Origin of the sequence: Ruminiclostridium cellobioparum DSM 1351 = ATCC 15832 (assembly GCF_000621505.1) — a bacterium.
In the GTDB taxonomy this organism is placed as follows: domain Bacteria; phylum Bacillota; class Clostridia; order Acetivibrionales; family DSM-1351; genus Ruminiclostridium; species Ruminiclostridium cellobioparum.
This window is the reverse complement of record NZ_JHYD01000050.1, coordinates 15,860-42,683: the sequence shown is the minus strand read 5'-3', so window position 1 is coordinate 42,683 and position 26,824 is coordinate 15,860. Positions and strand designations below refer to the sequence as shown.

26 protein-coding genes and 2 pseudogenes are annotated in these 26,824 nt (G+C 41.6%); 19 read left to right on the top strand and 9 right to left on the bottom strand.

Features of this window, described 5'->3' with window-relative positions:
* Positions 1 to 347, bottom strand: a 347-nt coding sequence (locus T344_RS0117320) for a transposase (protein ID WP_027629755.1), incomplete at its 3' end; no start/stop codon positions are given.
* A 303-nt stretch (positions 348 to 650) separates the two neighbouring features.
* Positions 651 to 2,083 (bottom strand): annotated as a pseudogene (locus tag T344_RS28550) (ISLre2 family transposase).
* Between the two features lie 583 nt (positions 2,084 to 2,666).
* On the opposite strand from T344_RS28550, the gene T344_RS31045 reads away from it, so the two are divergent.
* From T344_RS31045 to T344_RS0117300, 3 genes are all read left to right on the top strand, one after another.
* On the top strand, positions 2,667 to 2,828 hold the full coding sequence (locus tag T344_RS31045; protein ID WP_154669453.1) for a hypothetical protein: 162 nt from the start codon (positions 2,667 to 2,669) through the stop codon (positions 2,826 to 2,828).
* Positions 2,794 to 4,416 carry a recombinase family protein gene (locus T344_RS0117305; protein WP_027629754.1) on the top strand — a complete coding sequence of 541 codons (1,623 nt, stop codon included), beginning with the start codon at positions 2,794 to 2,796 and terminating at the stop codon, positions 4,414 to 4,416. Before T344_RS31045 ends, T344_RS0117305 begins: the two co-directional genes overlap by 35 nt.
* A 67-nt stretch (positions 4,417 to 4,483) precedes the next feature.
* Positions 4,484 to 4,792, top strand: coding sequence for a hypothetical protein (locus tag T344_RS0117300; protein ID WP_027629753.1), 309 nt, complete (start codon positions 4,484 to 4,486; stop codon positions 4,790 to 4,792).
* 84 nt (positions 4,793 to 4,876) lie between these two features.
* On the opposite strand, the pseudogene T344_RS0117295 reads toward T344_RS0117300, so the two are convergent.
* From T344_RS0117295 to T344_RS0117285, 3 genes and pseudogenes are all read right to left on the bottom strand, one after another.
* A pseudogene (locus T344_RS0117295) lies at positions 4,877 to 4,972 on the bottom strand (manganese catalase family protein); the annotation flags it as partial.
* 2 nt (positions 4,973 to 4,974) lie between these two features.
* Positions 4,975 to 5,361, bottom strand: a complete 387-nt coding sequence (locus tag T344_RS0117290; protein ID WP_242842103.1) for a spore coat protein CotJB — start codon at positions 5,359 to 5,361, stop codon at positions 4,975 to 4,977.
* A complete protein-coding gene (locus T344_RS0117285; RefSeq protein ID WP_004625326.1) occupies positions 5,361 to 5,558 on the bottom strand; it encodes a spore coat associated protein CotJA in 198 nt (65 codons plus the stop codon). Before T344_RS0117285 ends, T344_RS0117290 begins: the two co-directional genes overlap by 1 nt.
* A gap of 169 nt (positions 5,559 to 5,727) precedes the next feature.
* Here T344_RS0117285 and T344_RS31040 point away from each other — a divergent pair, with 169 nt between their 5' ends.
* Positions 5,728 to 6,174, top strand: coding sequence for a hypothetical protein (locus T344_RS31040; protein ID WP_051571985.1), 447 nt, complete (start codon positions 5,728 to 5,730; stop codon positions 6,172 to 6,174).
* A gap of 231 nt (positions 6,175 to 6,405) precedes the next feature.
* Positions 6,406 to 6,840, top strand: coding sequence for a sigma-70 family RNA polymerase sigma factor (locus T344_RS0117275; RefSeq protein ID WP_027629750.1), 435 nt, complete (start codon positions 6,406 to 6,408; stop codon positions 6,838 to 6,840).
* Here the strand turns inward: T344_RS0117275 and T344_RS0117270 are convergent.
* From T344_RS0117270 to cooS, 4 genes are all read right to left on the bottom strand, one after another.
* Positions 6,837 to 7,607 carry an ABC transporter ATP-binding protein gene (locus T344_RS0117270; protein ID WP_027629749.1) on the bottom strand — a complete coding sequence of 257 codons (771 nt, stop codon included), beginning with the start codon at positions 7,605 to 7,607 and terminating at the stop codon, positions 6,837 to 6,839. The two genes, T344_RS0117275 and T344_RS0117270, sit on opposite strands and share 4 nt — an antisense overlap.
* A gap of 2 nt (positions 7,608 to 7,609) precedes the next feature.
* A complete protein-coding gene (locus T344_RS0117265; protein WP_027629748.1) occupies positions 7,610 to 8,377 on the bottom strand; it encodes an ABC transporter permease in 768 nt (255 codons plus the stop codon).
* A 111-nt stretch (positions 8,378 to 8,488) separates the two neighbouring features.
* The gene (locus T344_RS0117260; protein ID WP_027629747.1) at positions 8,489 to 9,517 is read right to left on the bottom strand and encodes an ABC transporter substrate-binding protein; all 1,029 of its coding nucleotides are present in this window, start codon (positions 9,515 to 9,517) and stop codon (positions 8,489 to 8,491) included.
* A gap of 38 nt (positions 9,518 to 9,555) precedes the next feature.
* Positions 9,556 to 11,568 carry an anaerobic carbon-monoxide dehydrogenase catalytic subunit gene (cooS, locus tag T344_RS0117255; protein WP_027629746.1) on the bottom strand — a complete coding sequence of 671 codons (2,013 nt, stop codon included), beginning with the start codon at positions 11,566 to 11,568 and terminating at the stop codon, positions 9,556 to 9,558.
* Positions 11,569 to 11,812: 244 nt separating this feature from the next.
* Here cooS and T344_RS0117250 point away from each other — a divergent pair, with 244 nt between their 5' ends.
* The 14 genes from T344_RS0117250 (at position 11,813) to T344_RS0117180 (ending at position 26,668) form a co-directional block, all read left to right on the top strand.
* Positions 11,813 to 12,004 carry a hypothetical protein gene (locus T344_RS0117250; protein WP_027629745.1) on the top strand — a complete coding sequence of 64 codons (192 nt, stop codon included), beginning with the start codon at positions 11,813 to 11,815 and terminating at the stop codon, positions 12,002 to 12,004.
* Positions 12,005 to 12,112: 108 nt separating this feature from the next.
* The gene (locus tag T344_RS0117245) at positions 12,113 to 13,054 is read left to right on the top strand and encodes an alpha/beta hydrolase (protein ID WP_034861986.1); all 942 of its coding nucleotides are present in this window, start codon (positions 12,113 to 12,115) and stop codon (positions 13,052 to 13,054) included.
* Between the two features lie 97 nt (positions 13,055 to 13,151).
* Positions 13,152 to 14,783 carry a recombinase family protein gene (locus T344_RS0117240; protein WP_027629743.1) on the top strand — a complete coding sequence of 544 codons (1,632 nt, stop codon included), beginning with the start codon at positions 13,152 to 13,154 and terminating at the stop codon, positions 14,781 to 14,783.
* 39 nt (positions 14,784 to 14,822) lie between these two features.
* Positions 14,823 to 15,233, top strand: a complete 411-nt coding sequence (locus tag T344_RS28540) for a sigma-70 family RNA polymerase sigma factor (protein ID WP_084331266.1) — start codon at positions 14,823 to 14,825, stop codon at positions 15,231 to 15,233.
* 206 nt (positions 15,234 to 15,439) lie between these two features.
* Positions 15,440 to 16,483 (top strand): L-threonine 3-dehydrogenase, encoded by a 1,044-nt coding sequence (tdh, locus tag T344_RS0117230; protein WP_084331265.1) that lies wholly within the window; start codon positions 15,440 to 15,442, stop codon positions 16,481 to 16,483.
* 68 nt (positions 16,484 to 16,551) lie between these two features.
* A complete protein-coding gene (locus tag T344_RS0117225) occupies positions 16,552 to 17,739 on the top strand; it encodes a glycine C-acetyltransferase (protein WP_027629741.1) in 1,188 nt (395 codons plus the stop codon).
* 109 nt (positions 17,740 to 17,848) lie between these two features.
* Complete coding sequence (locus T344_RS0117220; protein WP_084331264.1) at positions 17,849 to 18,529, top strand: FadR/GntR family transcriptional regulator; 681 nt, start codon at positions 17,849 to 17,851, stop codon at positions 18,527 to 18,529.
* Positions 18,530 to 18,702: 173 nt separating this feature from the next.
* A complete protein-coding gene (locus tag T344_RS0117215) occupies positions 18,703 to 19,848 on the top strand; it encodes a trans-sulfuration enzyme family protein (protein WP_084331263.1) in 1,146 nt (381 codons plus the stop codon).
* A 103-nt stretch (positions 19,849 to 19,951) separates the two neighbouring features.
* Positions 19,952 to 20,971 carry a M42 family metallopeptidase gene (locus tag T344_RS0117210; protein WP_027629738.1) on the top strand — a complete coding sequence of 340 codons (1,020 nt, stop codon included), beginning with the start codon at positions 19,952 to 19,954 and terminating at the stop codon, positions 20,969 to 20,971.
* Positions 20,972 to 21,028: 57 nt separating this feature from the next.
* Positions 21,029 to 22,672, top strand: coding sequence for a peptide ABC transporter substrate-binding protein (locus tag T344_RS0117205; protein ID WP_004625360.1), 1,644 nt, complete (start codon positions 21,029 to 21,031; stop codon positions 22,670 to 22,672).
* 79 nt (positions 22,673 to 22,751) lie between these two features.
* Entirely contained in the window at positions 22,752 to 23,699 is a 948-nt protein-coding gene (locus tag T344_RS0117195) for an ABC transporter permease (protein WP_027629737.1), read from the top strand.
* A gap of 15 nt (positions 23,700 to 23,714) precedes the next feature.
* Positions 23,715 to 24,632, top strand: coding sequence for an ABC transporter permease (locus tag T344_RS0117190; protein WP_027629736.1), 918 nt, complete (start codon positions 23,715 to 23,717; stop codon positions 24,630 to 24,632).
* Positions 24,633 to 24,642: 10 nt separating this feature from the next.
* Entirely contained in the window at positions 24,643 to 25,668 is a 1,026-nt protein-coding gene (locus T344_RS0117185; protein WP_027629735.1) for an ABC transporter ATP-binding protein, read from the top strand.
* A 4-nt stretch (positions 25,669 to 25,672) separates the two neighbouring features.
* Positions 25,673 to 26,668, top strand: a complete 996-nt coding sequence (locus tag T344_RS0117180) for an ABC transporter ATP-binding protein (RefSeq protein ID WP_051571987.1) — start codon at positions 25,673 to 25,675, stop codon at positions 26,666 to 26,668.
* Positions 26,669 to 26,824: the final 156 nt, after the last annotated feature.

Genomic DNA, 26,824 nt, shown 5'->3' with positions numbered 1-26,824 from the left:
CGTGAATAAAGTGATATCACTTTTTCCTCAATGCCTGAAATATCTCTTTTGTACTTAGGAACAATTTTAGGTTCAAATTCGCCGTTTTTGTCCCGTGGAATACTCAGATCAAACTCACCATACTGGCTCTTAACTGTTTTCTGAGTATGGCCATTTCGGTAATTATCTGTCTGCTTATTCTTAACATCATTTTTATCATACCCGAGATTAACATCCATTTCAGCTTCAAGCATTTCTTGAATGATATCTTTAAATCCATCTCTCAGGTAAGCATAAATCTCTCCTGGATTTTTAAAGTCATTTTCCTTGATTATTTCCCGAATTACATTCTTAGGAATTGTACTCATAAAAAATCTCCTCCTCAGCATTTGTTTAAATTCTTGCCAAGAAGGAGCTATTTCCTTAGTTCAAACCATCAAAAATTTTTACATTCTCGAATTGAAAAACAGATTATCATCCTTGGATTATGCGGTGTCTCCAGTCACAACCTTTACAACAAGCATCCCCCATATGATATTGTCAGCTAAAGCGCAGCATTCCTTGATAGTATAAATTCAGAGTTTAACCGCTGCCAACTTTTATTAGTATATCATACGGGTCCCTCTTATTGTAAAGGTTCGCTTCGCCGTTCTTTTATCCCTATTTATATTTTAAAAACTACTTATATTTCTCAAACTGTTATACAACGCTGTTTTATGCCCTTTTTCCAGTACTGTTATATTACTGTTCCAGGAACTTAAATATCTATTGCTACTTGCTTTCTTTAGCTCTTTGATTAAGTTATCTTGCTCCTCGTGTTCTTTTTCTTGCTTTCCTTTTTTCTTTTGTGCCATTACAAGATCGTATACTTTTCCACCATTCTTTTTAAATATACGTAATTGGGCCATTTTGTCAGTTCCAATCCTAGACCACCCCATAGGCCTACTACTTAATCTATCAGAGAAAACGTGGCTTATATGGCCTTCAGCACTACACCCAATTATCTCATAGTTATCTACTTTAATTTCTATTCCCGACCAATTGTTTTCAATGTATCGCTTTGCTTCAAGTACGGTATTATACCTGGTTTCTGAAGTTGTCAGCTCTAATATTTTCTTGAATACTCTTTTTAGAATGTCTTTGTCAGCTTCATCTACAGCATCCTTTAACCCTTGTGTTATTGCTTCATTATCCAAGTGGGCAGTTGCAGCTTTAATATATTTATTTAAATGATAATTGTCTAAAACAAATTTGCTCTTAGGAATCCATGTTAATCCCTGCTTTATCCATGCAGCTCCGTCACCTGACAAATACATGGTTTCAACCTTGTTAACATCGTAAACTTCATCTATATATTTTGATACTTCAAGCCATAATTCTTCGCTATTACGCATTCCACCAAAGTATCGTACGTTTTTTAATACTTTCCTTTTTGTCGTACTCTTTTCATAATCTATTCCTTCATGAACATATATCATCTTTGGCATAAGAATATTTCTTTGATTAGGATTTTTTTGTGTTTGTCGCTTCTTTTTTTGCTGTGCCACATGATCTTCATCTGCCTCGATAAAGAGAACTCTATTTTCTTTTTTATGTTGAATAATCACACTTGGCTGTACCACTTCAAGGTTATGTATCTTATCCATAACTGCCTGCTTACTAATTTTTTCAACATATGATGCTTTTTCACCGGCCTTACGATAACTGCTGTCTACGGCTTCATCTATGGCATTAATTACTACATCTGCCGTTACACGGTCATGTGGATTTATTCCAACAATACTATCCACAAGATATTTTCTTTCGCCTGTTTTTTAGAAAGAAAGTATGTACGCGAATAATCTACCCTACCAAAAGAAGTTAAAACACTGGCATTGTCTTTACGAATTATCTCCCATTGTTGTTTTCTACATCCAGATTTCCGCAGGTGTTCATCCATTCCATCCAAAACCTCTGCCACAATATTTCGGCCTAACTCAAAAATATCTTTTTGAAGACCCAGAACCAGATTAGCTACATCATCGCCTTGCTCAATAAAACTCTTAACTGTTTCTCTAATATTTGCTATTCCAAAATCTAAAAATTGCTGTATACTGTTGTACATAGAAGATACATCCTAGTCTGTTTATTTTGTGTGAGAACTTATATCATAACAGGATGTTATCTTCTTTTTCAATTCTTTTGGAATTTTATCCCTTTAATTCCCTACAGTAATTTTACTCTATGAGGAGTAAAGGCATATATTTCCTGAGTTTTGGCATTCTGTTAATTCTTGCAGGAGTATATTGTTGTGCTCAATAGTCAAATGTGAGGTGGGCCAAATGCTTGGAAATGCGACAGTAATATAGATTAGTGGCATGTAGAGCCAATTATACAGTAGTTGTGTATTTTGTTTTCCATGTATAAAGAGTAATGCATTCATCATGCACATGGATAAATAATGAGGTAATATACCTGGCACGGAAAGGCTGCTGAAATACCGGAGGGAGCCATGAGGTTAAACCCTGCGAGGAATCGTAGTTAAAGTTGGAATTGGCGAAAAGGAAGTTTATTTTATTTCACAATAGATCATGTACTGGGATTTACAAAAGATCATTCCAGTGCATGAATGTGTTGTGAAATACTGGTTATCATCATTAAATCACATTTGATTTAAAAAATCATATATTGTATTGGGGGTGAATAATATGACTAAAATTGATGTGTTGGATGATGTTATTGAAATTTTAATAAAAAAAGCAATTGATTCAGAAACTCAAACTTCTGGTACTGAAAAAAAAGCCTATAACCTGAAAATAAAGGGGGATAAAGTAAATGGATTACCTTCCGCCTCTGGTAAAAGGAAATAGACTTGAGGAATTCACTGATGTAAAAAAAACTCTAGATGAAACAGGACTAAATATTGGAGGCTATATAAGGATTTCAACAAAAAAAGATAGTCAGAAAACATCTATTGACAATCAAAAAAAATACATAAATGAATGGGCTAGAATAAACGGGTATAATATTGTTGATTTTTATACAGATGTAAAGACAGGGGCATATAGTTATCTGAGAAATGAAATGACCCGTTTAAAAAATGATATTTCTGCTGGTAGAATAAAAGGAATAGCATCTAAGGAAATATCCAGAACTTCACGTGATATATTGGATATTATTGAACTTAAAAGAAGCCTTGTTTCTCAAGGCGCTTTTTTTATATCGATAAAGGAAGGTTATGACAGCAGAACAGATGATGATGAATTTCTTCTGGTTATCCATGCCGGTCTTGCACAAAAGGAAAGAAAAGTTACAAGCACCAGGGTTAAGATAACTCAGATGATTAAGGCAAATGAAGGTAAAACTAACGTTGCGAAGCCGGCATTTGGTTATAAGTTATCCGAGGATGGACAACACTTGGTTTTAAACCCGGATACTGCGGAAATTTACAAATTAATAGTCGATAAATTTATTGGAGGATGGGGCAGGCTTAAAATATGCAAGTACCTAAATTCCCATGGTATAAAGACTAGCAGCGGTGGCAATAATTGGACAACCAACTCTATTCTGAATATATTGTCCAATCCGGTTTATTTAGGAATAAACATGTATAATGTCACGTTAACCGTCAGAGACAGTGCAGGAAAAGCCAAAAGAATGGTAAGGCCCCAGGATCAATGGATAGTACGCGAGAATACTCATCCTCCCTTGATCTCAAAAGACAGATTTGATAGGATTCAGCAAATTATTCAGGACAGAAAAGAAAAAGATAATAAGGAATGGAGCTGCACTAAAAAGTATTTGTTGTCCGGCCTGCTTTATTGTTCTTCTTGTGGAAACAAACTGTTCGGAGGGAAGATTCCGAAAAATAAATCCAAAGGAAAATCTAAAAATGACAGAACAGACGATGATTATTATTTTTATTATTTCGATAAGAAGATAACAGGAACTTGTAAAAATAAAAACTCAAATTACAGAATGGAAATTGTAGATGATATGGTCATGAATGCTATAAAAGAGTTGTTTGCAAGTAATGATATCATTGATGAAAGAATAAGACAAAAGCAATACATTTATGATCTGAAGCTGGAAAAAGATAAGAAAGACCGGGAGATAGTCAAAGATAAGCTGGATAATACTAACTTTGCAGTTAAAAGACAGCAGTTAGCCTTTGAGGCTGACGCCATAACATTGGATGAGTATAGGATAAGGCTTAATGAACTTAGAGATCAAAAATCACAACTTGAAAAAAAGCTTCTTCTTCTGGATCAAAAATTGAAAAAGGTTGATAATCTTGAGGACAGATATTTTGAAATAAAAGAGAAAGTCAAAGGTTTGATTCATAACATAAACAACCTTAATTATGAACTTAAAGATGAAATAGTTAGAAAAATTATAAAAAAAATTATTATCGGTGATGACTATAATCTTACATTTGAATATACCTTTGAAGAATAAAATCATGGTTATATTTTAAAATTTTATGATATAATGTTTATACCTAAAACATATTGGAGGTGAATAGATGGAGGATAAAACTTTTGAGCTATTAACGAAAATGTATAATGAGTTTTCCGGTAAGTTTGATAAAATGGAAGGTAAGTTCGATAAACTTGAAAAAGAAATGAAAGAAACAAATACAAGATTGACCAAAATTGAAACATGTATAGAAAATGAAATAAAGCCTGATATAAAAGCTTCTTTGGAAGGTTACCAGATGGTATATGAGAAACTGACGAATCAGGAAAAAGCCATTGAGATAATCAATAATAAGCTTGAAAAGCAGGATATAGAGATCACCGTAATAAAAGGCGGTAAAAAAGAAATACTGTAATTTTAACCCTCTCAAGAAATATTCAAACTGCCTATTGTCTTGGGCAGGACAAGCCTAATACATAATTTAGAAAAATATGAAAACGGGCCCGCCAAGTTGAGTTATAATAACCTTTGCCAGTTTGGCATTTGGTTGAGCTATTTTGACCGGGTATTGTAATTTTTTTTCATAAACCCACATATTTATCCCTCACTTCCTGTTTCCCATGGCCATGGGTTATCAATCCATCTCCATGTAGATAAGTCATTATCCATATGATCCATCGTTATAGGACCATACATTCTGGTGTAATCAGATACGGCTCTATGCTTCAGTTCGCGATATTGGCTAAAATAAGCCAGGGCAGTTTGATCATTGGGATGGGTGTCGAGGAACAACCCTACCTCTACCAGAGCAAATTCGTATGCCTGCACCTGCAATAACATACTTTCACGCTCAGATAGCTTTTGCATGGCATGTACATTTGCATTTGAATTCATCAAATTACTTACATTGCTGCTGGCAGCCACGTTGCTGTTTAAATTATTGTTCATGAGACTCTCGACATTTCCGGTCATATTATTATTCATCACTTACTTCCCCCTCCCAACCAGGGCTTATCCAGGCTTGGGAACAATGTACCTCTGTCCAGTCCGCCAAGTGTATCATAAGGTGTTTCCCAATCTTGATCAGGAACATAAGCCATAGCAACTACCATTTTTTCACACATGGATTTTCGTTCATCGGAATCGGTATATTGACTATATGGATTGTCAAATTCAGTCATATCTTTCTCCTTTCCTAATCGCAGAATATACTTTATATAAATAGGATATGAGATTTTAAAAGATGAGGTTACATAAAATTGAGAATTTTAAATTATAGGCTTGAATAAAAATTTTTATGGCTACATATATTTTCATATGATATAATTATTTTTGAAAGGAGGTAATAAAATGGAAGAAAAAATCTTTGAACTTTTAACTAAAATGTATTCGGATTTGTCTGGCAAAATCGGTAATATCGAAAGCAGAATGGACACTATTGAAGGCAAAATTGGTACTATTGAAGGCAAAATTGGTACTATTGAAGGCAAAATTGGTACTATTGAAGGCAAAATTGGTACTATTGAAGGCAAAATTGGTACTATCGAAGGCAAAATTGGTACTATCGAAGGCAAAATTGGTACTATCGAAGGCAAAATTGATACTATCGAAGGCAAAATCGATAACATGCAGGGCGAGATAAACGAGCTTAAAAAAGCTGTTCTCAGAATTGAGACCGATCACGGAAATAAACTGGATGCTTTATTTGACGGTTATAAACAACACTCTGACAGATTGGACAGAATTGAAGCTCAGGTTTCCAAACAGGAAGAATTTATAATAAAGCGTGTCAAATAGTTATTTTCCCACTTTCCTGTCAGCCTTTACGCAATCTTTTCCCATATTAATTAATTCAGGTTATTTATTTCTTATTTCCAGATGTAATTCACAAATTCTATTTAAAAAATTTTTACAAGGACTGGCATTTTTCCATAGTATTTATCATAGATTAGAAAGGTACACTATTTTTGAGTTATGAAAAAATCATTAATTTGGTACATAACTCGAAAACAATAGGGGGTGCCTTGCTTGATAGATATACTATTTTCAGCAATCTTTGATGGGCTAAATAACTTATTCCTCATGCTGGGCTACGTTTCAAATGTTAATTCCTTCCCTCAGCCTTTAAACTCTGAGGAGGAACAGTACTATGTTGAAGCATACAGAAATGGGAATGAGGAAGCAAGAAATATTCTAATTGAGAGAAACTTAAGGCTTGTTGCACATATCGTTAAAAAATACGGCTCGTGCGGAAGTGACAGCGATGACCTTATCTCAATAGGTACTATCGGTTTGATTAAAGCAATATCCACATTCAATATGGACAAAGGAACAAGACTGGCTACCTATGCAGCCAGGTGTATAGAAAATGCAATTACCCCGTTACGGAAACAAAAATCAGTTTCGATAGCAGGCAATTGCACTAATCCAAACCATATTGGCGCTGCAGGCGTTTATTATTAAATATAAAACTCGGTATTATCCTTTTGCTTCATTTCAAATTCGGTAAATATCCTGTCTCTTATCTTTAGAAAATCCTCGCTGGTTCTGTCTCTTTTTCTTGCAAGGGGAACTGGAACGATACTTTTTATTTTGCCGGGATTGGGAGTCATGATTACAACCCTGTCGGCCAGGAATACGGCTTCATCAATGTCGTGGGTAACAAATATAATGGTTTTTTTCTGTTCCTGCCATATGCTTGAAATCTCATCCTGCATTTTCATACGTGTCAGCGCGTCCAAAGCTCCAAAGGGCTCATCCATGAAAATTATTTCAGGATCCACCGCCAGGGCACGGGCTATTGCCACGCGCTGCTGCATACCGCCTGAAAGCTGGCCGGGATGACTCTTGCTGAATTCGGAAAGTCCCACCAGCGAAATATATCTGGCGGCAATTTCCCGGCGTTCCTTTTTGGCCAGCTTCTTACCTTCCAGACCCAGTTCCACATTTTTCTGAACCGTTCTCCAGGGCAGCAGGCCATAACTCTGAAAAATGGTAACATTCTTTGTTGAGGGAGCAATTACCTCGTTTCCAGCAATGGATATTCTTCCTTCCGAAACTTTCTCAAAACCCGCGATGGAATTAAGCAAAGTGGTTTTACCGCAGCCGCTGGGACCAAGCAAACATATAAATTCACCTTCTTCAATTTGAAGTGAAACATGTTCCATTGCACAAAAGGTTTTTTTGTTTTGAATGTAGTTTTTAGAAACATCTTCAATATTTATAAACAAAATTAAGCCCCCCTTTCATTTGGAACAAAGCCGGATATTTTGAGAAGCTTTTTCTCGGCCAATCCAATCAGGCTGTCCAGAATCAGACCGAGCAGGCCTATACTCAATATGCTTGCCAGGAGCATATCGGCGCGAAGATTGTTTCTTGCGTCAATTATCATAAAGCCCAGGCCGGTCTGGGAACCTACCATTTCTCCGGCGACCAGGAACACCCACGCTGTCCCCAAAGCCAAGTGCAGTCCGGTTGCTATGAAGGGGAAGGCAGAGGGCAGAACTATTTTAAGCAGCGTTTGGAACTGGTTGAGTCCGAAATTTTTGGCAACCTTTATATAAGTCTGATCCACTTTACCAACTGCAGAAATAGTTGTGAGCAATATGGGAAAGAAGGCTGCAATGAAAATGATAACCATGGCCGGAAGGTCTCCGATACCGAACCACAATACTACGAAAGGAAGCCAGGCGATAGGGGAAATAGGCCTGATGAGCTGTACAACAGGATTTACGAAATTCCAGAGCTTCCGGAACCAGCCCAGAAACATACCGATAATGATTGCTGAAACAGCTGCAATGCTGTAGCCCACTGCAAACCGGTACAGGCTATCCTTGATGCCGGCAGCCAGAGTGCCTGATTCCATGAGCTCTTTAAATCCCTGCACCACTTTCAGCGGAGACGGAAACAGTGATTCGTTCCAGCTGCCGAAGGATACTGCCAGCTGCCATATGGAAATGAGTACAATAAAGGATACTGCTATATGAAATACTTTTTTCACTGTTACCTCCAGACCACGGTACCCGCTGTAAGCATGGCACCGTAAGCTTTGTATTGATTAAAGTTAAGGTTGTCAATATTGTGCGTAAAATAATGTAAACAAATGACGTTGTTATTTCAACAGGGAGGGATCAACAAAATCCTCATAAGTCGGAGGTGTTTTGGAGATACCAAACTCAACTACTTTTTTGCTTAAATCCTCATAGGCTTCCTGAGTTATAGCCAGGTCATCATAGGATATCCATTTCATTGACAGGTCCAATACTTTATCGTCCAGCTTCAAGTATTTCTTGGCAATTTCATCTGCTTTCTCCTTGTTTGATCCAATGAACTTTCCTGCTTCACTGTAGTTGGCAGCAACCTTTTGGGCAATTTCTTTGTTATTGTTTATAAAATTATCTGTAAATACCAGGGAGCAGCAAATTGAATCCTCCCAGAGTTCATTTGATTCGAATAAAACTTTTCCGGAATTGATTGCAACGGATTTAGCTCCAAAGGGTTCTGCCACCGAATAGCCGTCAATCTGTCCTGAAGCCAGTGCAGCAGGCATCTCGGGAGGAGCAAGTTCAACAACCTTGATATCGCTGATACTCATTCCCTCATTTTTAAGCATCTGATTCAGCAGTATATTATGGGAAGATTGCCTGTGTGGAATAGCAAAGGTTTTACCCTTGAGATCCTTTATACCGTTGATTTTATTGGATACAACAACCACATTTCCGTCCTTATGGCCAAGGGCTACAGCTTTAATTCCAATTCCCTGTTCCCGGGCTTTCATTGCAAGCTCGATCAGAACAGATGCTCCGTCAACATGCCCTGTGTTTAAAGCATCCATTAATTCAGGCCAGGAACCGTATTTTACAAGCTCAATTTCATAATTATTTCCGGCTTTATCCTGAAGTTCATTTTCAACAAAGACCGGCAAAGCGTGTGTTATGGGCAAATATGCAATTTTAACGGTTTTTTTTGCCGATTTGCTGTCGGCATTTGTATTAGAAGCTATGCCGGAGCTGGCTGAAACAGTTCCGGTATTGGTTTGACCGGAGGTTGCAGAGGTGCCCGCTGAATTCCCGCAGGCGGCGGCTCCTCCGGCAATACCCAGTACCAATGCAGCTGTAATTATCTTTTTAAAAATCTTCATAAAATGCCTCCTATGATTTGTATTGGATTTGTAATTGCCTAATCCCAGCCAAGGGCTTTCCTTTGTTCTTTCAGGTCGGCAACCAGCTGATTTGCCAGCTCTATATGGTTTACATCAACTATCATACTTGAGCCCAATATTTCTTTTGTTCCGTTTTTCATAAATTCGGTTACGTTATCCGAGCCCTGTGTGGGGGTATGAACACAATGATAAGAGTTCACACCCAGCAGCCTGAAGCTCAGTGCCGCACAAATACCCTTTTCGTTTGACCATTCGGGACTGGCAAAGGCATAGGGCATATCCTTGATGTCTGCTTCAGCTGCTTCGGCTGCTGCTTTGAAAAGGGCCGAGGCTCTGGCATTATCCAGACATTCTCCCATATGCCAGACCGGTGGCAGGTCCTGCAGGAAGCTGCGCAGCCCGTCGCCTGTCTGCTCCAGTGCCTTGATCGAGCAGTATCCCAGTTTCATCAAGGGAAAAGAGGCACAACCGTTGGTCAATATGAGAACATTGTTTTTCAGCAGTATTTCTGCCAGTTCAACTACAGCTTTTTCATATACTATTCGTGGATTGTTACAACCTACCAGGTTGACAATACCAAGTATTTTTCCGCTCTTTAATGCTTCTGCAATGGGTTTGACACCGCCGAAATGTCTGTTGATATATTCAACTGAAAAGCCTACCTCGGCCTCAATCTCGTACTGTGGTATATGAACCGGTACCTCACGTCTGTTTGCAAAGCTCTCTATGGCGCGATTCAGGATTTTTCCCGCAAGCTCCGGGACCTGATCCAGATTGGAGTGATCATGGTCAAAACCATAGTGCTCGGCGCCGGGCAGCCTTGCCGAATCATTTGTGGTGACAACCACTGTCTTGAAACAATTTGCTACCTCCATGATTGTGGGGAACACATCCTGAACGTCTGCCACCCACAGGTCCAATGCGCCTGTTCCGAGTATGAGCTCTGCACCGATGGCATTTGACAGCGGAATTACACCGCCATACCTGTACATGGACGACAACCCTGAACAGCAAATACCGTAAAATTTAATGCCAAGGGCACCGTTGGCTTTTGCGAGTTCGTCAAACTCCTCGGTTCTTCCAAGCTTGACTATTTCACTTATCAGTATGGGGGAGTGCCCATGCAGGGCAATGTTAACATAGCCCTTTTCCAGAGCACCAGTATTTACCCTGGAGGTACTCCTGTTTGGAAGCCCGAAAAGACTGTCCATTGCTATGGAGGAGCCCAGCACGCTTGACCAGGCAAAGGCAACTCCGCTGCGGAGCAGCTGCTTCATCAGATTCTTCCAGTCGCCGTCATTGCCGGTGCTGGTTCTGTGAAGGCTTTCAAATACCTCGTGGTAAGGGCTTATGGGGAGAATATCCAGCTCGGCCCAGGTTTTGATCCTTTCTTTGGCAGCAAAGGCATGAAGAGTTTTATGAGGTCCGGGTACTGTCCGGGATAAATCCTCAAGGAGGATATCGGCAACCTCACCTGCCAGCTCTTTTACCGTTTTATTCCCAGTGTCAAGCCCGAATGCTCCGGCAACTGCCAGAATTTTTGCTTCACCCTCAATCGGAATATCAATTTTTCCTTCAGAAGCATATTTCAAAGCCAGCATGCTTTCCCTTCCTCTGGCGCCGTGGGCCGACACGCCTGCAACAACGCTCCGGAGCAGATTCCGGGCTACAATGACATCAGCATCGGCTCCGCATACTCCTCTAGTGCTTTTTGGTGTTATTTTGCAGGGCCCCATGGTACAGTTTCTGCAGCATACACCGGCCAGGCCGAAACTGCACTGGGGTTTTTGTGCATCAAACCTGTCAAAGGTAGTTTCTATTCCCAGCTGTTCCATATGTAAAAGCAAATCTCTCACAGCCGGATCAGGGGTTTGCTCCAGAACGTCTTTCTTGGAGGCAAAGGTTTTTTTGTATTCTGAGACTGCCGAAGCATAATCATTGACAGTGGTGTTGTGGTGGTGTTCATGAGTATCATGACCGAATTTAGTGTGATGGAGCCGTATATGTTTATTTATTCCATGGATATCCAAAAGCAGCACTCACCCTTCATAATTTTATAATATAGTAATCTTATAATTTTAGTATGTTTTAGATTATAAAGTCTGTAGTTTGAAATGTCAACTAGTTTTCATTAGTTTTCATATATAATTACTATGAGTTATAATTGGCAGATGAATTTGAGATTAATAGAATTTGTACTAGCCGGATTTTCATATACATTATGCAGATAGTAATGTGCCTTTAACCCTTATATCAGGGACATGGAGATTGCAGATGGCAGAGAAGAAATATACCCTGCAGGTTAATTATCCCAACTCCGCTGAAGATACATATTCACTCAGGTGTTTACTGGGAACGGAATATCTGAAATTGATAAAGGAATACCTTAACGGTTTGGATTTGAGCGTGAGTCAGAAGAGAAAAATAATTTTACTGCTGATTGAACGGATAAAAGCTGAATTTTGATAAAAATTTCGCTTTAAAAGTTATAACCTCTATTAATAATGTACAATACGTTGTCAATGGAGGTTATAATTATATAAGAACTATTTTATATGAAAGAGTGGTGCAGAAATGGACAGACTGTCAGAAGAAAAAACAGTGTGGCTGACAGCCGCAGATGAGCACAAAATATGTTTATACTGCTGGGAAACAGCAGAAAAGCCTGCGGCTGTTCTGCAGATATTTCACGGTATGGCGGAACATGCCGGAAGGTATGGAAGGCTGGCAGCATTTCTCAATTCCCATGGAATTGCTGTTTTTGGAAATGATCTCAGAGGGCATGGAAAAACAGCGCAGCAAAACGGTAAACCCGGGGTAACGGGTAAAAATGGATTCTACAGGATGGTTGAAGATCAATACCTGATTACAAAAGAGCTGAAACAAAGATATCCTGAGATTCCGGTGTTTGTTCTGGCACATAGCTTCGGCTCTTTTGTGGGACAGGAATATATTACACGTTACGGAAACGAAATAGACGGTATTATTCTCTCGGGCTCTGCTGCTCAAATTGGAGCTGAGATAAGATTGGGTAAGCTTTTGTCCCGGCTGCAGACCGGGATATGGGGAGAGGAAAAACCGGCAAGGCTTATTGAGAAATTGAGCTTTGGAACCTACAATAAAAAAATAGCAGAACCAAAAAGCAGTTTTGACTGGTTAAGCCGTGATGAAGCCGAGGTCCTCAAATATATGGAGGATAAGGACTGCGGCTTCACCTGTTCGGCGGGGTTTTATTACTATTTCATGAGTGCCATGCTCAACTTGTACGACGAAAAGAAGCTTGGCAATATTCCGAAAAATCTTCCGGTATATTTGCTTGCAGGGCGGGAAGACCCGGTTGGGAATTATGGCAGGAAGGTGGAAAAGCTGTACGAAATATTTGACAGCCTTGGCCTGCGTGATTTGAAAATGAAGCTTTATGAGGGTTCACGCCATGAAATCCTCAATGAATTGAACAGGGATGAAGTGAGCGGAGATATTCTAAACTGGATAAACAGCCATATGTGCCATATGTAAAAATGATGATTAAAAGCAGCTGAGATAAATTATTGTAATAATAAGCACAAGACCCCAATATTACTAAAGTAAAGGCTTGGTAAAATGGGGTTTTTTTATGAAGGTTGCAGTTTATTCACGCAAGAGCAAATTTACCGGTAAGGGAGAAAGTGTTGAGAACCAGATACATATGTGCAGGGAGTATGCTGTTAAAGTACTTAACTGCAATGAGGAGGACTTTATTATTTATGAAGATGAGGGCTTTTCGGGGGGAAATACCGACCGGCCCAGGTTTCAGCAAATGCTGAAGGATGCCCGGAATAAAAAGTTTGATACCATCGTTTGCTACAGACTTGACAGGGTAAGCAGAAATGTCTCGGACTTCTCCCAATTGATTGACAAACTTGAAAAGTGGGGAATTAACTTTGTGTCTGTCAAGGAGCAGTTTGATACCACAAAGCCCATGGGAAGGGCAATGATGTATATAGCCTCGGTTTTTTCGCAGCTGGAGAGAGAGACCATTGCCGAAAGAATCAGGGATAACATGCTTCAGCTGTCCAAGACGGGCAGGTGGCTCGGAGGCACAACACCCACCGGTTACAGGTCGGAAATGGTGTGCAGCCGTGGGTCGAACGGGCGCGAAATCAGAAGCTGCAAGCTGGTGGTTGTACCTGAAGAAGCTGAACTGGTACAGTTGATATACAATAAATATATAACACTGAAATCCATTACAAGGGTTGAAAAGTATCTGGCTCAAAACAGGATAAATACTAAGAACGGAGCGGTCTTCGGAAGGTTTTCCATCAGATTTATTCTCTCCAATCCGGTATATGCCGTTGCTGATGAAAAGCTTTATGAATATCTGTCCACAAACAATTACGAGGTGTATTCCGAAAAAGAGGAGTTTAACGGAATGAGCGGACTTATGGGCTATAATAAAACCAGGCAAAATGCCGGCAGCTCCGGTGAGAGATACCGCAAAAGCGACGAATGGATTCTTGCTGTAGGCCTGCACACCGGGATAGTACCCGGTGAGGTATGGATAGAGGCACAGGAGCTGTTGTCCAGGAACAAATCCAAGTCCTACAGGAAGGTTAAGAGCAATACTGCGCTTCTGTCGGGCATTCTCAGATGTGCGGGCTGCGGAAGCTTCATGCGGCCCAAGGCCGGCAGAAGGCCTGGCCCGGATGGTGAACCGGTATTCTACTATATATGCGAGCTGAAGGAAAAAAGCCGGAAAGTACAGTGTGATATGGCAAATGCCAATGGCAATGAGGTGGACGGCATGGCTGTGGGCCAGCTGGAACAGTTATTTTTGACCTGCCCGCCCGTATTCGATGAAAAGGATTTGTCTGAAATGAAGACCTGGTTTAACAGGGACACCAAAAAGGATGAACTTCACATATTGGAGGAGAAGCTTTTCAATACGGATTTTGAGATGAAAAACCTTGTCAGGGTATTGGCAAAGGAAAAAAGCTCCGATCTTGAAACGGCAATAATGGAGCAGCTCAGCAGTTTGAACAGTCAGAAACAGATATACATAAGCGCAATAGAAAATCTTTTGCTCAAAAGCCCTGAGAGTATGAATTGCAGGGAGCCGGCAGAAACATATGCCGGTAAGATATTTCCGCCCCGGTGTATCGCCTGGGATCAATTAAGCATAGATATCAAACGAGGGATGCTCAGAGGTGTAATAAAGCGCTTGGAATGGGATGGAAAAGGACTTGAAATGTATCTGAAATGCACCTGAATACAGGTGATAGGACAGTGTAGTACTGAGCAGTATTGAATAATTGCACCATTTTGTTTCCGCTGTGCGAGCATAGCAAATGAGATTCTAATGCAAATCAGAGCGTCGAAAAAGATACAAAATGAAGTTTCACTGCAGGATCCGATCGGAATCGATAAGGAAGGCAATGAAATAACATTAATAGATCTTATCAGCAATGATTCTGAGTCGGTAGTGGATGAAGTAGAACTGAAAATGCAGGTAAAACGGTTGTATAGTAAAATGAAGGGTACTCTTAAAAACAGGGAGAAGGTAGTATTGGAGTTAAGATACGGCTTACTTAACGGAACCAGTAAAACTCAGCGTGAAATAGCTAAAATGCTTGGAATTTCAAGATCCTATGTCTCAAGGATAGAGAAGAAAGCAATTAAAAAATTAAGTAAAGAATTAAAACCTGAAGGCTGCCATTAGGCAGCCTTCAGAGTGTATCAAGGCGGTTGAATTTCTCCAGGACAATATGCTTTTCAAATGCCGCAGACTGCCGGTCTCAGCCATGAATAAAGTTGAATATTTTGCCCTGTAAAAATTATATTGATTCGGGAAAACATTAGTAGTACAATTGGTATATGCTATCAGATAGGTTATAGCATATGCAAGTTATATAAGGAGGAACTGCTATGGCTGAAGCAAGGACCATGAAGGCGCTGGTGAAAAGGTACAGAAAGCCGGGTATATGGATGGACGAGGTACCTGTTCCCGGGATCGGGATAAATGATGTTCTCATAAAGATCAATAAAACCTCCATATGCGGTACGGATATACATATTTACAATTGGGATGAATGGGCACAAAAAACAATTCCGACTCCCATGACTATCGGACATGAGTTTGTAGGCACCGTAGCAGCCCTGGGCAGTAATGTCCATGATTTCAAATTAGGTGATATCGTTTCGGGCGAAGGGCATATTGTTTGTGGATTGTGCAGGAATTGCCTTGCCGGACGGAGGCATTTATGCATGAATACAAGCGGTGTCGGTGTAAACCGTCCTGGTGCCTTTGCAGAGTATATTGCCATACCGGTCACCAATGTGTGGCATAGCGACGGCTCGGTACCCCAGGACATACACAGCTGTTTTGACCCGTTTGGAAATGCGGTGCATACTGCGCTTGCATTCAATGTATTGGGAGAGGATGTACTCATTACCGGCGCCGGACCCATAGGGATCATGGCAGCGGCTGTTGTAAGGCATGCCGGGGCAAGACATGTGGTAATCACAGATGTCAATCCTTACCGTCTTGAACTGGCTAAAAAGCTGGGTGTAACCATGGCAATAAATATTAATGAAGCAAGCATTGAAGCTGCGATGGAACAGCTGGGAATGAAGGAAGGTTTTGATGTGGGTTTGGAAATGTCGGGCAATGCAAGTGCTTTCAACAAAATGGTGGATTTAATGTGCCACGGCGGAAAAATTGCACTGCTTGGAATTCAAAACAGCAGTACCCAAATTGACTGGGAAAAGGTTGTATTCAACGGACTGACCATCAAGGGCATATACGGCAGGGAAATGTACGAGACATGGTACAAGATGACAGTCATGCTTCAATCGGGACTTGATATATCAAAGATAATAACCCACCGCTTTAATATTATGGACTTCCAGAAAGGTTTTGAAATCATGGCTTCAGGCAATTCGGGAAAAGTGGTACTGGAGTGGAACTGACATCAGTGATAAAATTTGTATAAATATCTATTGGAATAGGAAAATCTTTATCAAGGAGAATCGAGAACATGTTTGGAAAAGCGAAAGAATTTTACATAAGTGAACTTGATAATATAAAAAGCAGTGGCCTATGGAAGGAAGAGCGGGTTTTGACAAGCCCTCAAGATATCAATATAAGTGTTGCAGGCCGTAAAAAAGTTTTGAATATGTGTGCCAACAATTACCTGGGGTTATCAAACCACCCGGAGGTGGTTGCTGCGGCAAAGGAGAGTCTGGATGACTGGGGATATGGTCTGTCTTCGGTGAGATTCATTTGCGGAACCCAGGATATTCATAAAAAGCTTGAGAGGAAACTTTCGGATTTTCTAGGGATGGAGGACACTATCCTGTATGCATCCTGCTTTGATGCAAACGGCGGATTATTTGAGACACTTCTGTCAGAACAGGATGCAATAATCAGTGATGAACTCAATCACGCAAGCATCATAGATGGTGTCAGACTGTGCAAAGCCGCCCGTTACAGGTATAAAAACAATGACATGCAGGATCTGGAGGAAAAGCTGAAAGCGGCGCAAAATGCCAGATTCCGTTTAATTGCTACCGATGGTGTATTTTCCATGGACGGTATCATTGCCAACCTCAGGGGGATATGTAATCTGGCCGATAAATATGATGCCATGGTCATGGTGGATGACAGCCATGCGGTGGGCTTTATCGGCGGGAATGGACGTGGAACGCCGGAATACTGCGGTGTTTCGGATAGAATAGATATATTGACAGGAACTCTGGGAAAGGCGTTAGGCGGCGCAAACGGCGGTTATACAAGCGGACGCAGCCAAATTATCAGCCTTTTGAGACAGCGTTCAAGGCCGTATTTGTTCTCCAATACCCTGGCACCTTCGGTAGCTTACGCATCTTTGAAAGTATTGGAATTACTGGACACAACTGCGGATTTCAGGAAAAAGCTTATGCAGAACACACTGTTTTTCAGGGAAAAAATCAGGGAGGCAGGCTTCAATATTGTTGAAGGAGTTCATCCCATTGTTCCCATTATGCTTGGAGATGCCAATGTTGCCCAGGAAATGGCCGCAAGATTGCTGGAAAAAGGGGTTTATGCAGTTGGTTTCTTTTATCCTGTGGTACCTGCCGGAAAAGCCCGTATAAGGACTCAAATTTCTGCCGCTCATACAATGGAAGACCTGGCTTTTGCCATAGATGCCTTTGTGCAGGTAAGGAAGGAAATGAAGATAGGGTAAGAGTAGTGCACTTATAACCAAAAATCACATCTTGATATTTGAATAATTATCCAATATAATATGTAACATATAACCTATATGATAGCATATAGAAATGTGGGGTAATGCATTGAAAAACATAAAACGTGTACCGTTGCAGTCAGAAATAATAGAAGCCATAAAGCAGTATATTGAACAGAATAATCTCAAAAACGGAGATAAGCTTCCGTCCCAGGGACAGCTTGTAGAAATGCTGGGTGTGAGCAGGTCCTCCTTAAGAGAGGCAGTGAAAGTGCTTGAGACAAAAAACATCGTGGAAACTGTCAATGGCAAAGGGATTTATGTTAGAAACGGTTCACCCAACATTATTCAGGCGCAGATTGAGTTCAGGAAGGAAAAGGAATCCATCCTTGAGCTGCTGGAAGCAAGAAAGATCCTTGAACGGGAAATCCTGCACCTGGTGATACAGCATGCAACGCAGGAAGAACTTGATAATATTGAAAAAATACTGAATGTTGTTTTAGAGAAGTACAACAATGGCGACAAACAGAATAATGAGGACAGGCAGTTTCATTATGCCATTTATAATTCATGCCATAACAGGATCATGCAGCAGCTGATACTCTCTATTAACAATCTGCTTTCCGAGTTGTGGGAATTTCCCCTTGGGATGGAGGAGCCTTTTACAGATACAATACCCCTGCATAAGGATCTTTTTGAATGCCTGAGAAATCGGAATCTAAAAAAAGCAATTACCATAAATGAAAAAATCATAAGCATGGTCATCAAAGAGGTAAAAGCCGCCCAATAAGATTATGTAAATAAATTAAATAATTAAATCAAGAATTATAAACAAAAATTATATAAAATGAGGAATTATGTAAAATATCCTATCAGACAGCTGATAGGATATAGGGCGATTTATCGGCCTGTAAATTCCTTATAACAGAATATTTAGCCTATTTGACGGAGGGAGAGGTTTATTTGAACACACGAATGTCCAAGGAAGACATATGTGCATATCTGGGAGAAGATTTTTATTCATATAAAGGTGCCGTTACCCCGCCTATTTTCCAGAATACACTTTTTGCGCAGTCTCACGAACTCAAGGGTGAGGAGCCCGAGTTTGTCTACACCAGAATTAACAATCCGACCATAGAAATTGCCGAGAAAAAGATAGCAGCCCTTGAAGAAGGCCAGGAGGCCAGATGTTTTTCCTCGGGTATGGGAGCCATATCGGCGGCAATTATGCATTTTGTTAAATCAGGCAGTCATGTGGTAGCAGTTGACAGTATATATGGTCCCACCAGGGATTTCCTGGAATTATACCTTGCAAGATTCGGCGTGGAGACCACTTTTGTGCCGGGTCACAATACCGATGAGATTGAAAGCGCAATCAAAAAAAATACTGCCCTTATCTATCTGGAAAGTCCCTCCTCCCTTGTTTTCTCCCTGCAGGACCTTGAAGCGGTTGCAAAGCTTGCCTGGGCAAAAGGTGTTGTGACCATAATTGACAATTCCTATTCCACGCCTATTTATCAGAATCCCATTAAATTTGGGATTGATTTGGTGGTTCACAGCGCTACCAAATATCTTGGAGGGCACAGTGACATAGTTGCAGGAGTTGTGATTGGAAAAAAAGATGTGATGGATGGATTAAGGAATGAAGAGCGCGCCATGCTGGGAAGCTGTATGGACCCCCATCAGGCCTGGCTTTTGATACGGGGCTTGAGAACACTTCCGCTCAGAGTAAAGCAGCATCAGGAAAATGCCATGGCAGTTGCTGCGTTTCTGGAAAACCACCCCAAAGTAAAATATGTTATTTATCCCGGACTAAAAAGCCATCCCCAGTATGATTTGGGAAAAAAACAGATGGAGGGGTATACCGGGCTTATGAGTTTTGAACTGACAGGGGGGAAGGAAAGTGTTGGAGGACTCCTCAGGAACATCAGACACTTCAGGCATGGATGCAGCTGGGGTGGCTATGAGAGTCTCATAGCACCTGTCGGACTGGGAAAGAATCAGGAAGAGCTCAAACGTTCCTGTGTCACAGAGGGAATGATAAGAATACACGTAGGACTTGAAAATGTAAACACCTTGATTGAGGACCTGGACAGGTGCCTTGTTTAGAAACTTATATCAGATCACAAATTTTTAAATAAGAATATTAAAAAGTAATTTCCATTGACTGGAACCTATGGGTTGGTGGTTAAAAAGAAAGGGTGGATGATGAATGCTTCTTGAGAGATTGACAAAGGCATTTGGCGTAAGTGGTTTTGAGAGTGAGGTTGCAAAAATCGTTATTGAGGAAATAACCGGGTATGTTGATGAAATTATTACTGATTCGCTGGGGAATGTCATTGCACTGAAAAGAGGAGGCGGGGAACATAAGAAAAACATTATGGTGTCGGCCCATATGGATGAGATTGGATTCTCGGCTCTTAAAATCACCGAAGACGGTTTTGTGAAGGTCAAAAAAATGGGAGGTATCTCGGCATTCACCTCTTACATGAACAGGGTTGTATTTAAAAACGGTATCAGCGGCATTATCAGCTGTACCGAAAAAATTGAAAAAATAGATGCGGCAGATATCGGAAAACTTTATGTAGATATTGGCGCTTCCTCCAAAAAGGAGGCTCAGGAGCTTGTGGAAATAGGTGAACCTGCCTGCTACGATTCGGCCTACAGGGAATTGTGCAACGGCTGTGTTACGGCAAAAGCCCTGGATGACCGCATTGGCTGCTACATAATGATTGAGGTTATCAAGAAAATCTCTGAAGTATACAATGATGTTTATTTTGTTTTTTCCGTCCAGGAGGAGGTCGGTCTTGTGGGCGCTACGGTGGCTTCCGAAAGGATAACCCCTGATATCGGCATTGCTTTGGACATCACAGGTGCCTTTGACACACCGGACAACAAAGAGGGGAATACCGTGCTTGGCGGCGGTGCGGCAATAAAGGTACTGGACAACTCTGTCATATGTGATCCGGCTCTTGTGGGGGAAATGGTTTTGTGTGCAAAAGACGGCAATATTCCTTACCAGAGAGATGTATTGACCGGCGGAGGTACAGATGCGGGTGCGATCAACAAATCCAACATGGGAGTGAGAGCCTGTGGTATTTCCATTCCTACCAGATACGGCCACAGCCCCCACGGGATTGTGAGCATGAGGGATGTTGATGCCTGTATAGCTTTGCTCGGTGCCTTTATCAACAGGCCGTTTAAATTTTCGGATACCATAAGAAATTATTGATTACATCCTTAAAAGGGGTAACCCTTTGGAAATACATAATTTAAAGGAGATGTTACAATGAAAAAGAGGTTATTAGCAACAATTATTACTCTCTCAATTGTGCTTTCCGTCGTATTGGCGGGATGCGGACAGAATTCAGCATCATCAGGCAGCGGCAATACCATCAACCTTGCATTTACAGGTGATCCCGAGTCCTTTGATTCCTCAAAGGTAGCGGAAAGTGCGGCAAACACGGTCATCCAGGAAACACAGGAAGGCCTTGTAAGGCTGGGCGACAAAAAGATTGAACCGGCAGGTGCAACAAAATGGGAAGTTTCCAGTGATGGCCTTACATGGACTTTTCACCTGAGAGACTACACTTATTCCGATGGAGTCAAAGTTAAAGCACAGGATTTTGTGTATGCTGTCAGAAGAATGTTTGATCCGGCCACCGCTTGCCCCAGTGCAGGAATATTTTATTGTATCAAAGGCGGCGAGGACTTTTTGAATGGCAAGGGTTCGGTAGAGGATATCGGGGTAAAGGCAACCGACGATAACACACTCGAAATCACCTTGAAAACGCCAACTCCTTATTTTGAACAGCTTGCTAATTTTGTGAGCATTCTGCCCCTAAGACAGGATGTTATTGAAAAAGCAGGTGTAACCTATGGTACCGATCCGAAAGCTATGGTTTTCAGCGGCCCCTTTGTAGTGGACAGCTGGATAAGAGGCTCGAAAATTATTCTCAAGAAAAATGAAAAGTACTGGGATGCGGCAAATGTAAAGCTCAATGAGGCCGTTATCAGCATTGTACCCGAACAGGCAACTCAAGAGCAGCTTTTTGACAGCAAAGGTCTTGATATAATTCAGGACGTTAAAGCGGAATATGTGGACAAGCTTAAGACAAAAATCGATGCAGGTGATATTACAAGCCTGGTGGGATATTACCCAAGCTGCAGCTATGTAGCTTTTAACAACAAGGATAAAGATAAGATTTTCACAAATGCTAAAATAAGGAAGGCCTTTTCCCTTGCAATAGACAGGGAAGCCTATTCACAAAATGTTATAAAAAAGGATGTTCCTGCATATGGTTTCCTGCCGTTTGGACTGAACAACGGTGAGAAGATATACAGAGAGGCTGTTGAAGAACCGTTGAAGTCCATGTCAGGTGAGGATCCCAAAAAGCTTTTTGAGGAAGGTGTGGCAGAATTGGGACTTAACACTTCCACTCCTATTACAGTTACCTTCCTTCAAAGAACAGCTGCTTCCAACAACAAAACTATTTCAGAATATTTGCAGGATCAATGGCAGAAAAAACTGGGAGTTATTGTTAAAATAGATACCGCTGCCGATGGTGCAACCTTCAACAAGTCCATTCAAAAGGGTGAATACCAGGTGGCCGTTACCGGCTGGGGCGGAGATTATAACGATCCTATGACCTTTATGGAGCTGTTCCTTACAGGCTCCCCAAACAACTCGGCCTTCTTTGACAATGAAAGATACAATGAACTTGTCAATGCAGGAGCAGTTGACAGTAATGCCGACAAGAGACTGGACATGTTCAGGGAAGCTGAAAAAATACTGGTTGCCGACAATGCCGGCATAGCGCCGCTGACCTACAATGTTAAGACAACCTATATGCAGAGCTATGTCAAGGGAATTCTTGTCCAGGCCGGCGGACCCGCATGGGAACTGAAGAATGCTTACATAGAAAAGAAATAATCCAAGAATATCATCATAAGCTTGCTGTGGCAGGTGAAAAATCCTGCCGCAGCGGCTTTTCTTATGAGGAGGATCTTATATGGGCCGATATATTTTAAAAAGGCTTGGGTATTTGCTTGTAACTATGTGGATAATTATTACGGCCACTTTTTTTCTTATGAATACTCTTCCGGGCGATCCTGTACAAACCGGTACAAAACTGCTCCCGGAGGCTGTGGCACAGAATCTCCGTGTTAAATGGGGATTTGACAAACCTGTTACCCATAGATACGTAATTTACTTGAATAATTTGCTGCATGGCGACTTTGGAGAGTCTATGAAAACTCCCGGGCTTACCGCAAACGCAATTATCAGGGATAAATTTCCCGCTTCAGCCAGACTCGGGCTCCAGGCCATTACATTCGGGCTGCTCGTCGGCTTGATCCTTGGCATTATTGCAGCTTTCAAAAGAAATACCTGGATTGATTATACCGTTATATTTATTGCCATTGCGGGCATTTCCATTCCGAGCTTTGTTCTTGCGGCGCTTCTGCAAAAAGTTATCGGCGGAAGTCTCCTGCCCATCATCGGCTGGCCATCCACAAATGTATGGCTGTCAGGTTTTGAATACACCATTCTTCCCACCCTGGCGGCTTCTTTCGGGAGTATTGCCACATATTCCAGGTTTATGCGCACGTCTGTTCTGGAAGTGTTGAATAATGATTATATACTCACAGCCAAAGCCAAAGGGCTTTCAAGACGGGAAATAGTGCAAAAACACGTTCTCAGGAACAGTCTGATACCTATCATTACAATATTCGCACCTCAGATGGCGGGTATTGTCACAGGTTCATTTGTTATTGAAAGAATATTCTGCATACCGGGATTGGGAATGTATTATGTAGAGAGCATCAATGGGAGGGACTTCCCAATGATAATGGCTACCACCATATTTTTCTCATTCTTCTTCATTATCTCCATTGTATTGATGGACATACTGTATGGAATTATTGATCCAAGAGTAAGAGTGAGCGGTGAAAAGAGATAGGGGGCTGCATAAATGATTAAAGAGTATGAGCAGGAGCTGTTTGAAGTGGTAGGGTATGACAAAGAAGTTGCGGATGCCATTGTCAGGCCCAACATTACTTACTGGAAGGACGCGTGGAGACGATTAAGGAAGAATAAGGTAGCTATTTTTTCCATGGTGACGCTGCTTGTAATAGGGCTGTCATGTATACTGATACCAATCCTCTCCAGGGTTGATTATACAGGACAGAATGTGGCTATGACACATTTGAAGCCGGGCAGTCAGCACTGGTTTGGAACCGATGAGCTTGGAAGAGATGTTTTTGTGAGATTGTGGATGGGAGGCAGGGTATCCATCCTTATAGGCCTTTTAGGCGCGGTGGTATCGCTGGTATTTGGCACGCTCTATGGCGGCATAAGCGGTTATTTCGGAGGACTTATCGACGATATCATGATGCGGATTGTAGAGGTTATCGTGGGTATTCCCTATATGATAGTTGTCATACTGGTATCCATTTCTCTTGGAAAAGGCTTGCCTTCCCTGATCATAGCACTTTGCATCACAAGCTGGACCGGTCTTGCCAGATTGGTCAGGGGACAGGTACTGCAATTGAAGGAAAATGAATATGTGCTTGCATCAAAAGCACTGGGGGCCAGTCCCATGAGAATAATATTAAAGCATCTGCTTCCGAATACAATGAGTGTTATTATTGTCAATACCACTTTTCAGATTCCGGGTTTTATGTTTGCCGAAGCTTTTCTAAGCTTCATAGGTTTGGGCGTACAGCCGCCATACACCAGTTGGGGGGCTATGGCTGCGCTGGGACAGCAGCAGATGTCTTATTATCCGCACGAACTGCTGTTTCCTGCTGTGGCAATCAGTTTGACCATGTTAACGTTTAATCTGCTGGGTGACGGCCTGCGCGATGCGCTTGATCCCAAGCTGCGACAGTAAGGGGGACGCTATGACAAAATTGATGGAAGTAAAAAATCTCAGAGTTTCATTTCATACATATGCAGGGGAAGTACAGGCAGTAAGGGACGTCTCCTTTTCCATAGACAGTGGTGAAGCAGTGGCCATCGTAGGTGAATCGGGCTGCGGAAAAACCGTCACGTCAAAAAGCATAATGGGCCTTATTCCCACGCCGCCGGGTGATATTAAAGAAAACAGCAGTATTCTGTACAAGGGGAAGGATATATTAAAATTTTCGGATAAGGAATGGCAAAAGTTCAGAGGTGCGGAAGCAGGTATGATCTTTCAGGATCCCATGACTTCACTCAATCCTACAACCAAAGTCGGAAAACAAATTATGGAGAATCTGATGGTCCACAGGCATATGAACAAATCGGAGGCTTTCAATGAGGCAGTACGAATGCTTGAAGTTGTTAATATCCCAAATTCCAGGGAGAGAGTAAATGACTATCCCCATCAATTTTCGGGGGGGATGAGACAGAGAATAATGATTGCCATAGCATTGGCATGCAATCCCAGACTTTTGATTGCCGATGAGCCAACAACCGCCCTGGATGTGACAATACAGGCTCAGATACTTGAGCTTTTGAAGGATATACAGAAACAGTTTGATACCGCTGTCATGCTTATTACTCATGACCTGGGAGTTGTTGCCGGCATGGCAAGGAACATTATAGTAATGTACGCAGGCCAGATAATAGAAAAAGGAACGGTTGACGAAGTGTTTAAAAATGCACGGCATCCTTATACAAATTCACTGTTGAATGCCGTTCCGGGTCTTAACCTGAAAAGCAAGGTCCAACTGGCTTCCATTTACGGGACACCTCCTGATCTGCTGGCGCCTCCGGCAGGCTGCGCTTTTGCCGGCAGATGCAAATTTTGTATGAAAATATGCCGGGAACAGATGCCCGGGGTAACTAAAATCAGCAGTACACATGAGGCCTCCTGCTGGCTTCAGCACAGTCAGGCCCCGAGAATAAACATAGCAGAAGGGATAAGAGGTGAGCAGGATGGCTGAAAACATGAATCTGCCGGCAGACAACACAGCAAACGGGCAAGGGCGGCCAGGCAAGGACAGGCTGGTTGAGGTGAAGCATTTAAAGAAATATTTCAATGTCAGGAGCGGTGTTTTAAAAGCCGTGGATGATGTGTCCTTTGATATTTGCAGAGGTGAAACTCTGGGGCTTGTGGGAGAATCAGGATGCGGCAAAACCACCTGCGGAAGGACCTTGCTGGGAATTTATGAAGCCACGGGCGGAGATGTTTTTTTTGAGGGAAACAATACTTCGACGATGAATAAGCAGTTGAAAAAAGACTTTAAAAGGAATGCACAAATCATTTTTCAGGACCCGTATGCTTCCCTGAATCCCAGAATGACTGTGTCAGACATCATAGCCGAGGGTATGGATATCCACGGCTTATATATGCATAAGGAAAGACAGGAACGGATATATGAAATGCTGAATCTTGTCAGCCTTAACAAAGAGCATGCGGGAAGATTTCCTCATGAATTTTCGGGAGGGCAGAGGCAAAGAATAGGCATTGCAAGGGCTCTGGCCATAAATCCCAAATTTATTGTCTGTGATGAACCTATCTCAGCGCTGGATGTTTCCATACAGGCACAAATAGTCAATTTGCTGATCAAGCTGCAGGGAGAGCTTAATCTGACCTACCTGTTTATTGCCCATGATCTGTCCATGGTAAAGCATATTTCTGACAGAGTAGGCGTAATGTACCTTGGCTGTCTTATAGAACTTGCAACCAGCGCCGAGTTGTATAAAAATCCGTTGCATCCGTACACCCAGGCACTTTTATCGGCAATACCGATTCCTGATCCTGAGGCCGAGAAAAATAAACAGCGGGTGGTGCTGGAGGGAGATATACCAAGTCCCATTAATCCGGAACCGGGCTGCAGATTCAGGAGCCGGTGCCGTTATGCAAAAGCTGTATGCAGTGAAAAAAGGCCCGAATTAAAAGAGGTCGGACCCGGGCATTTTGTTTCCTGTCACCTATATTGATGGGTGTTGTGATAAAGGTTTCCCGAATTTAAAACAGGACTTCCAAAATGAGCTGGATAAGCATACCGAAGATACAGATGAAAAGGCTGATCCACATAACTACAAAACCCAGATTGAACCTGTAAAAATGCTTTTTCCATTGCTCTTCATGATGCA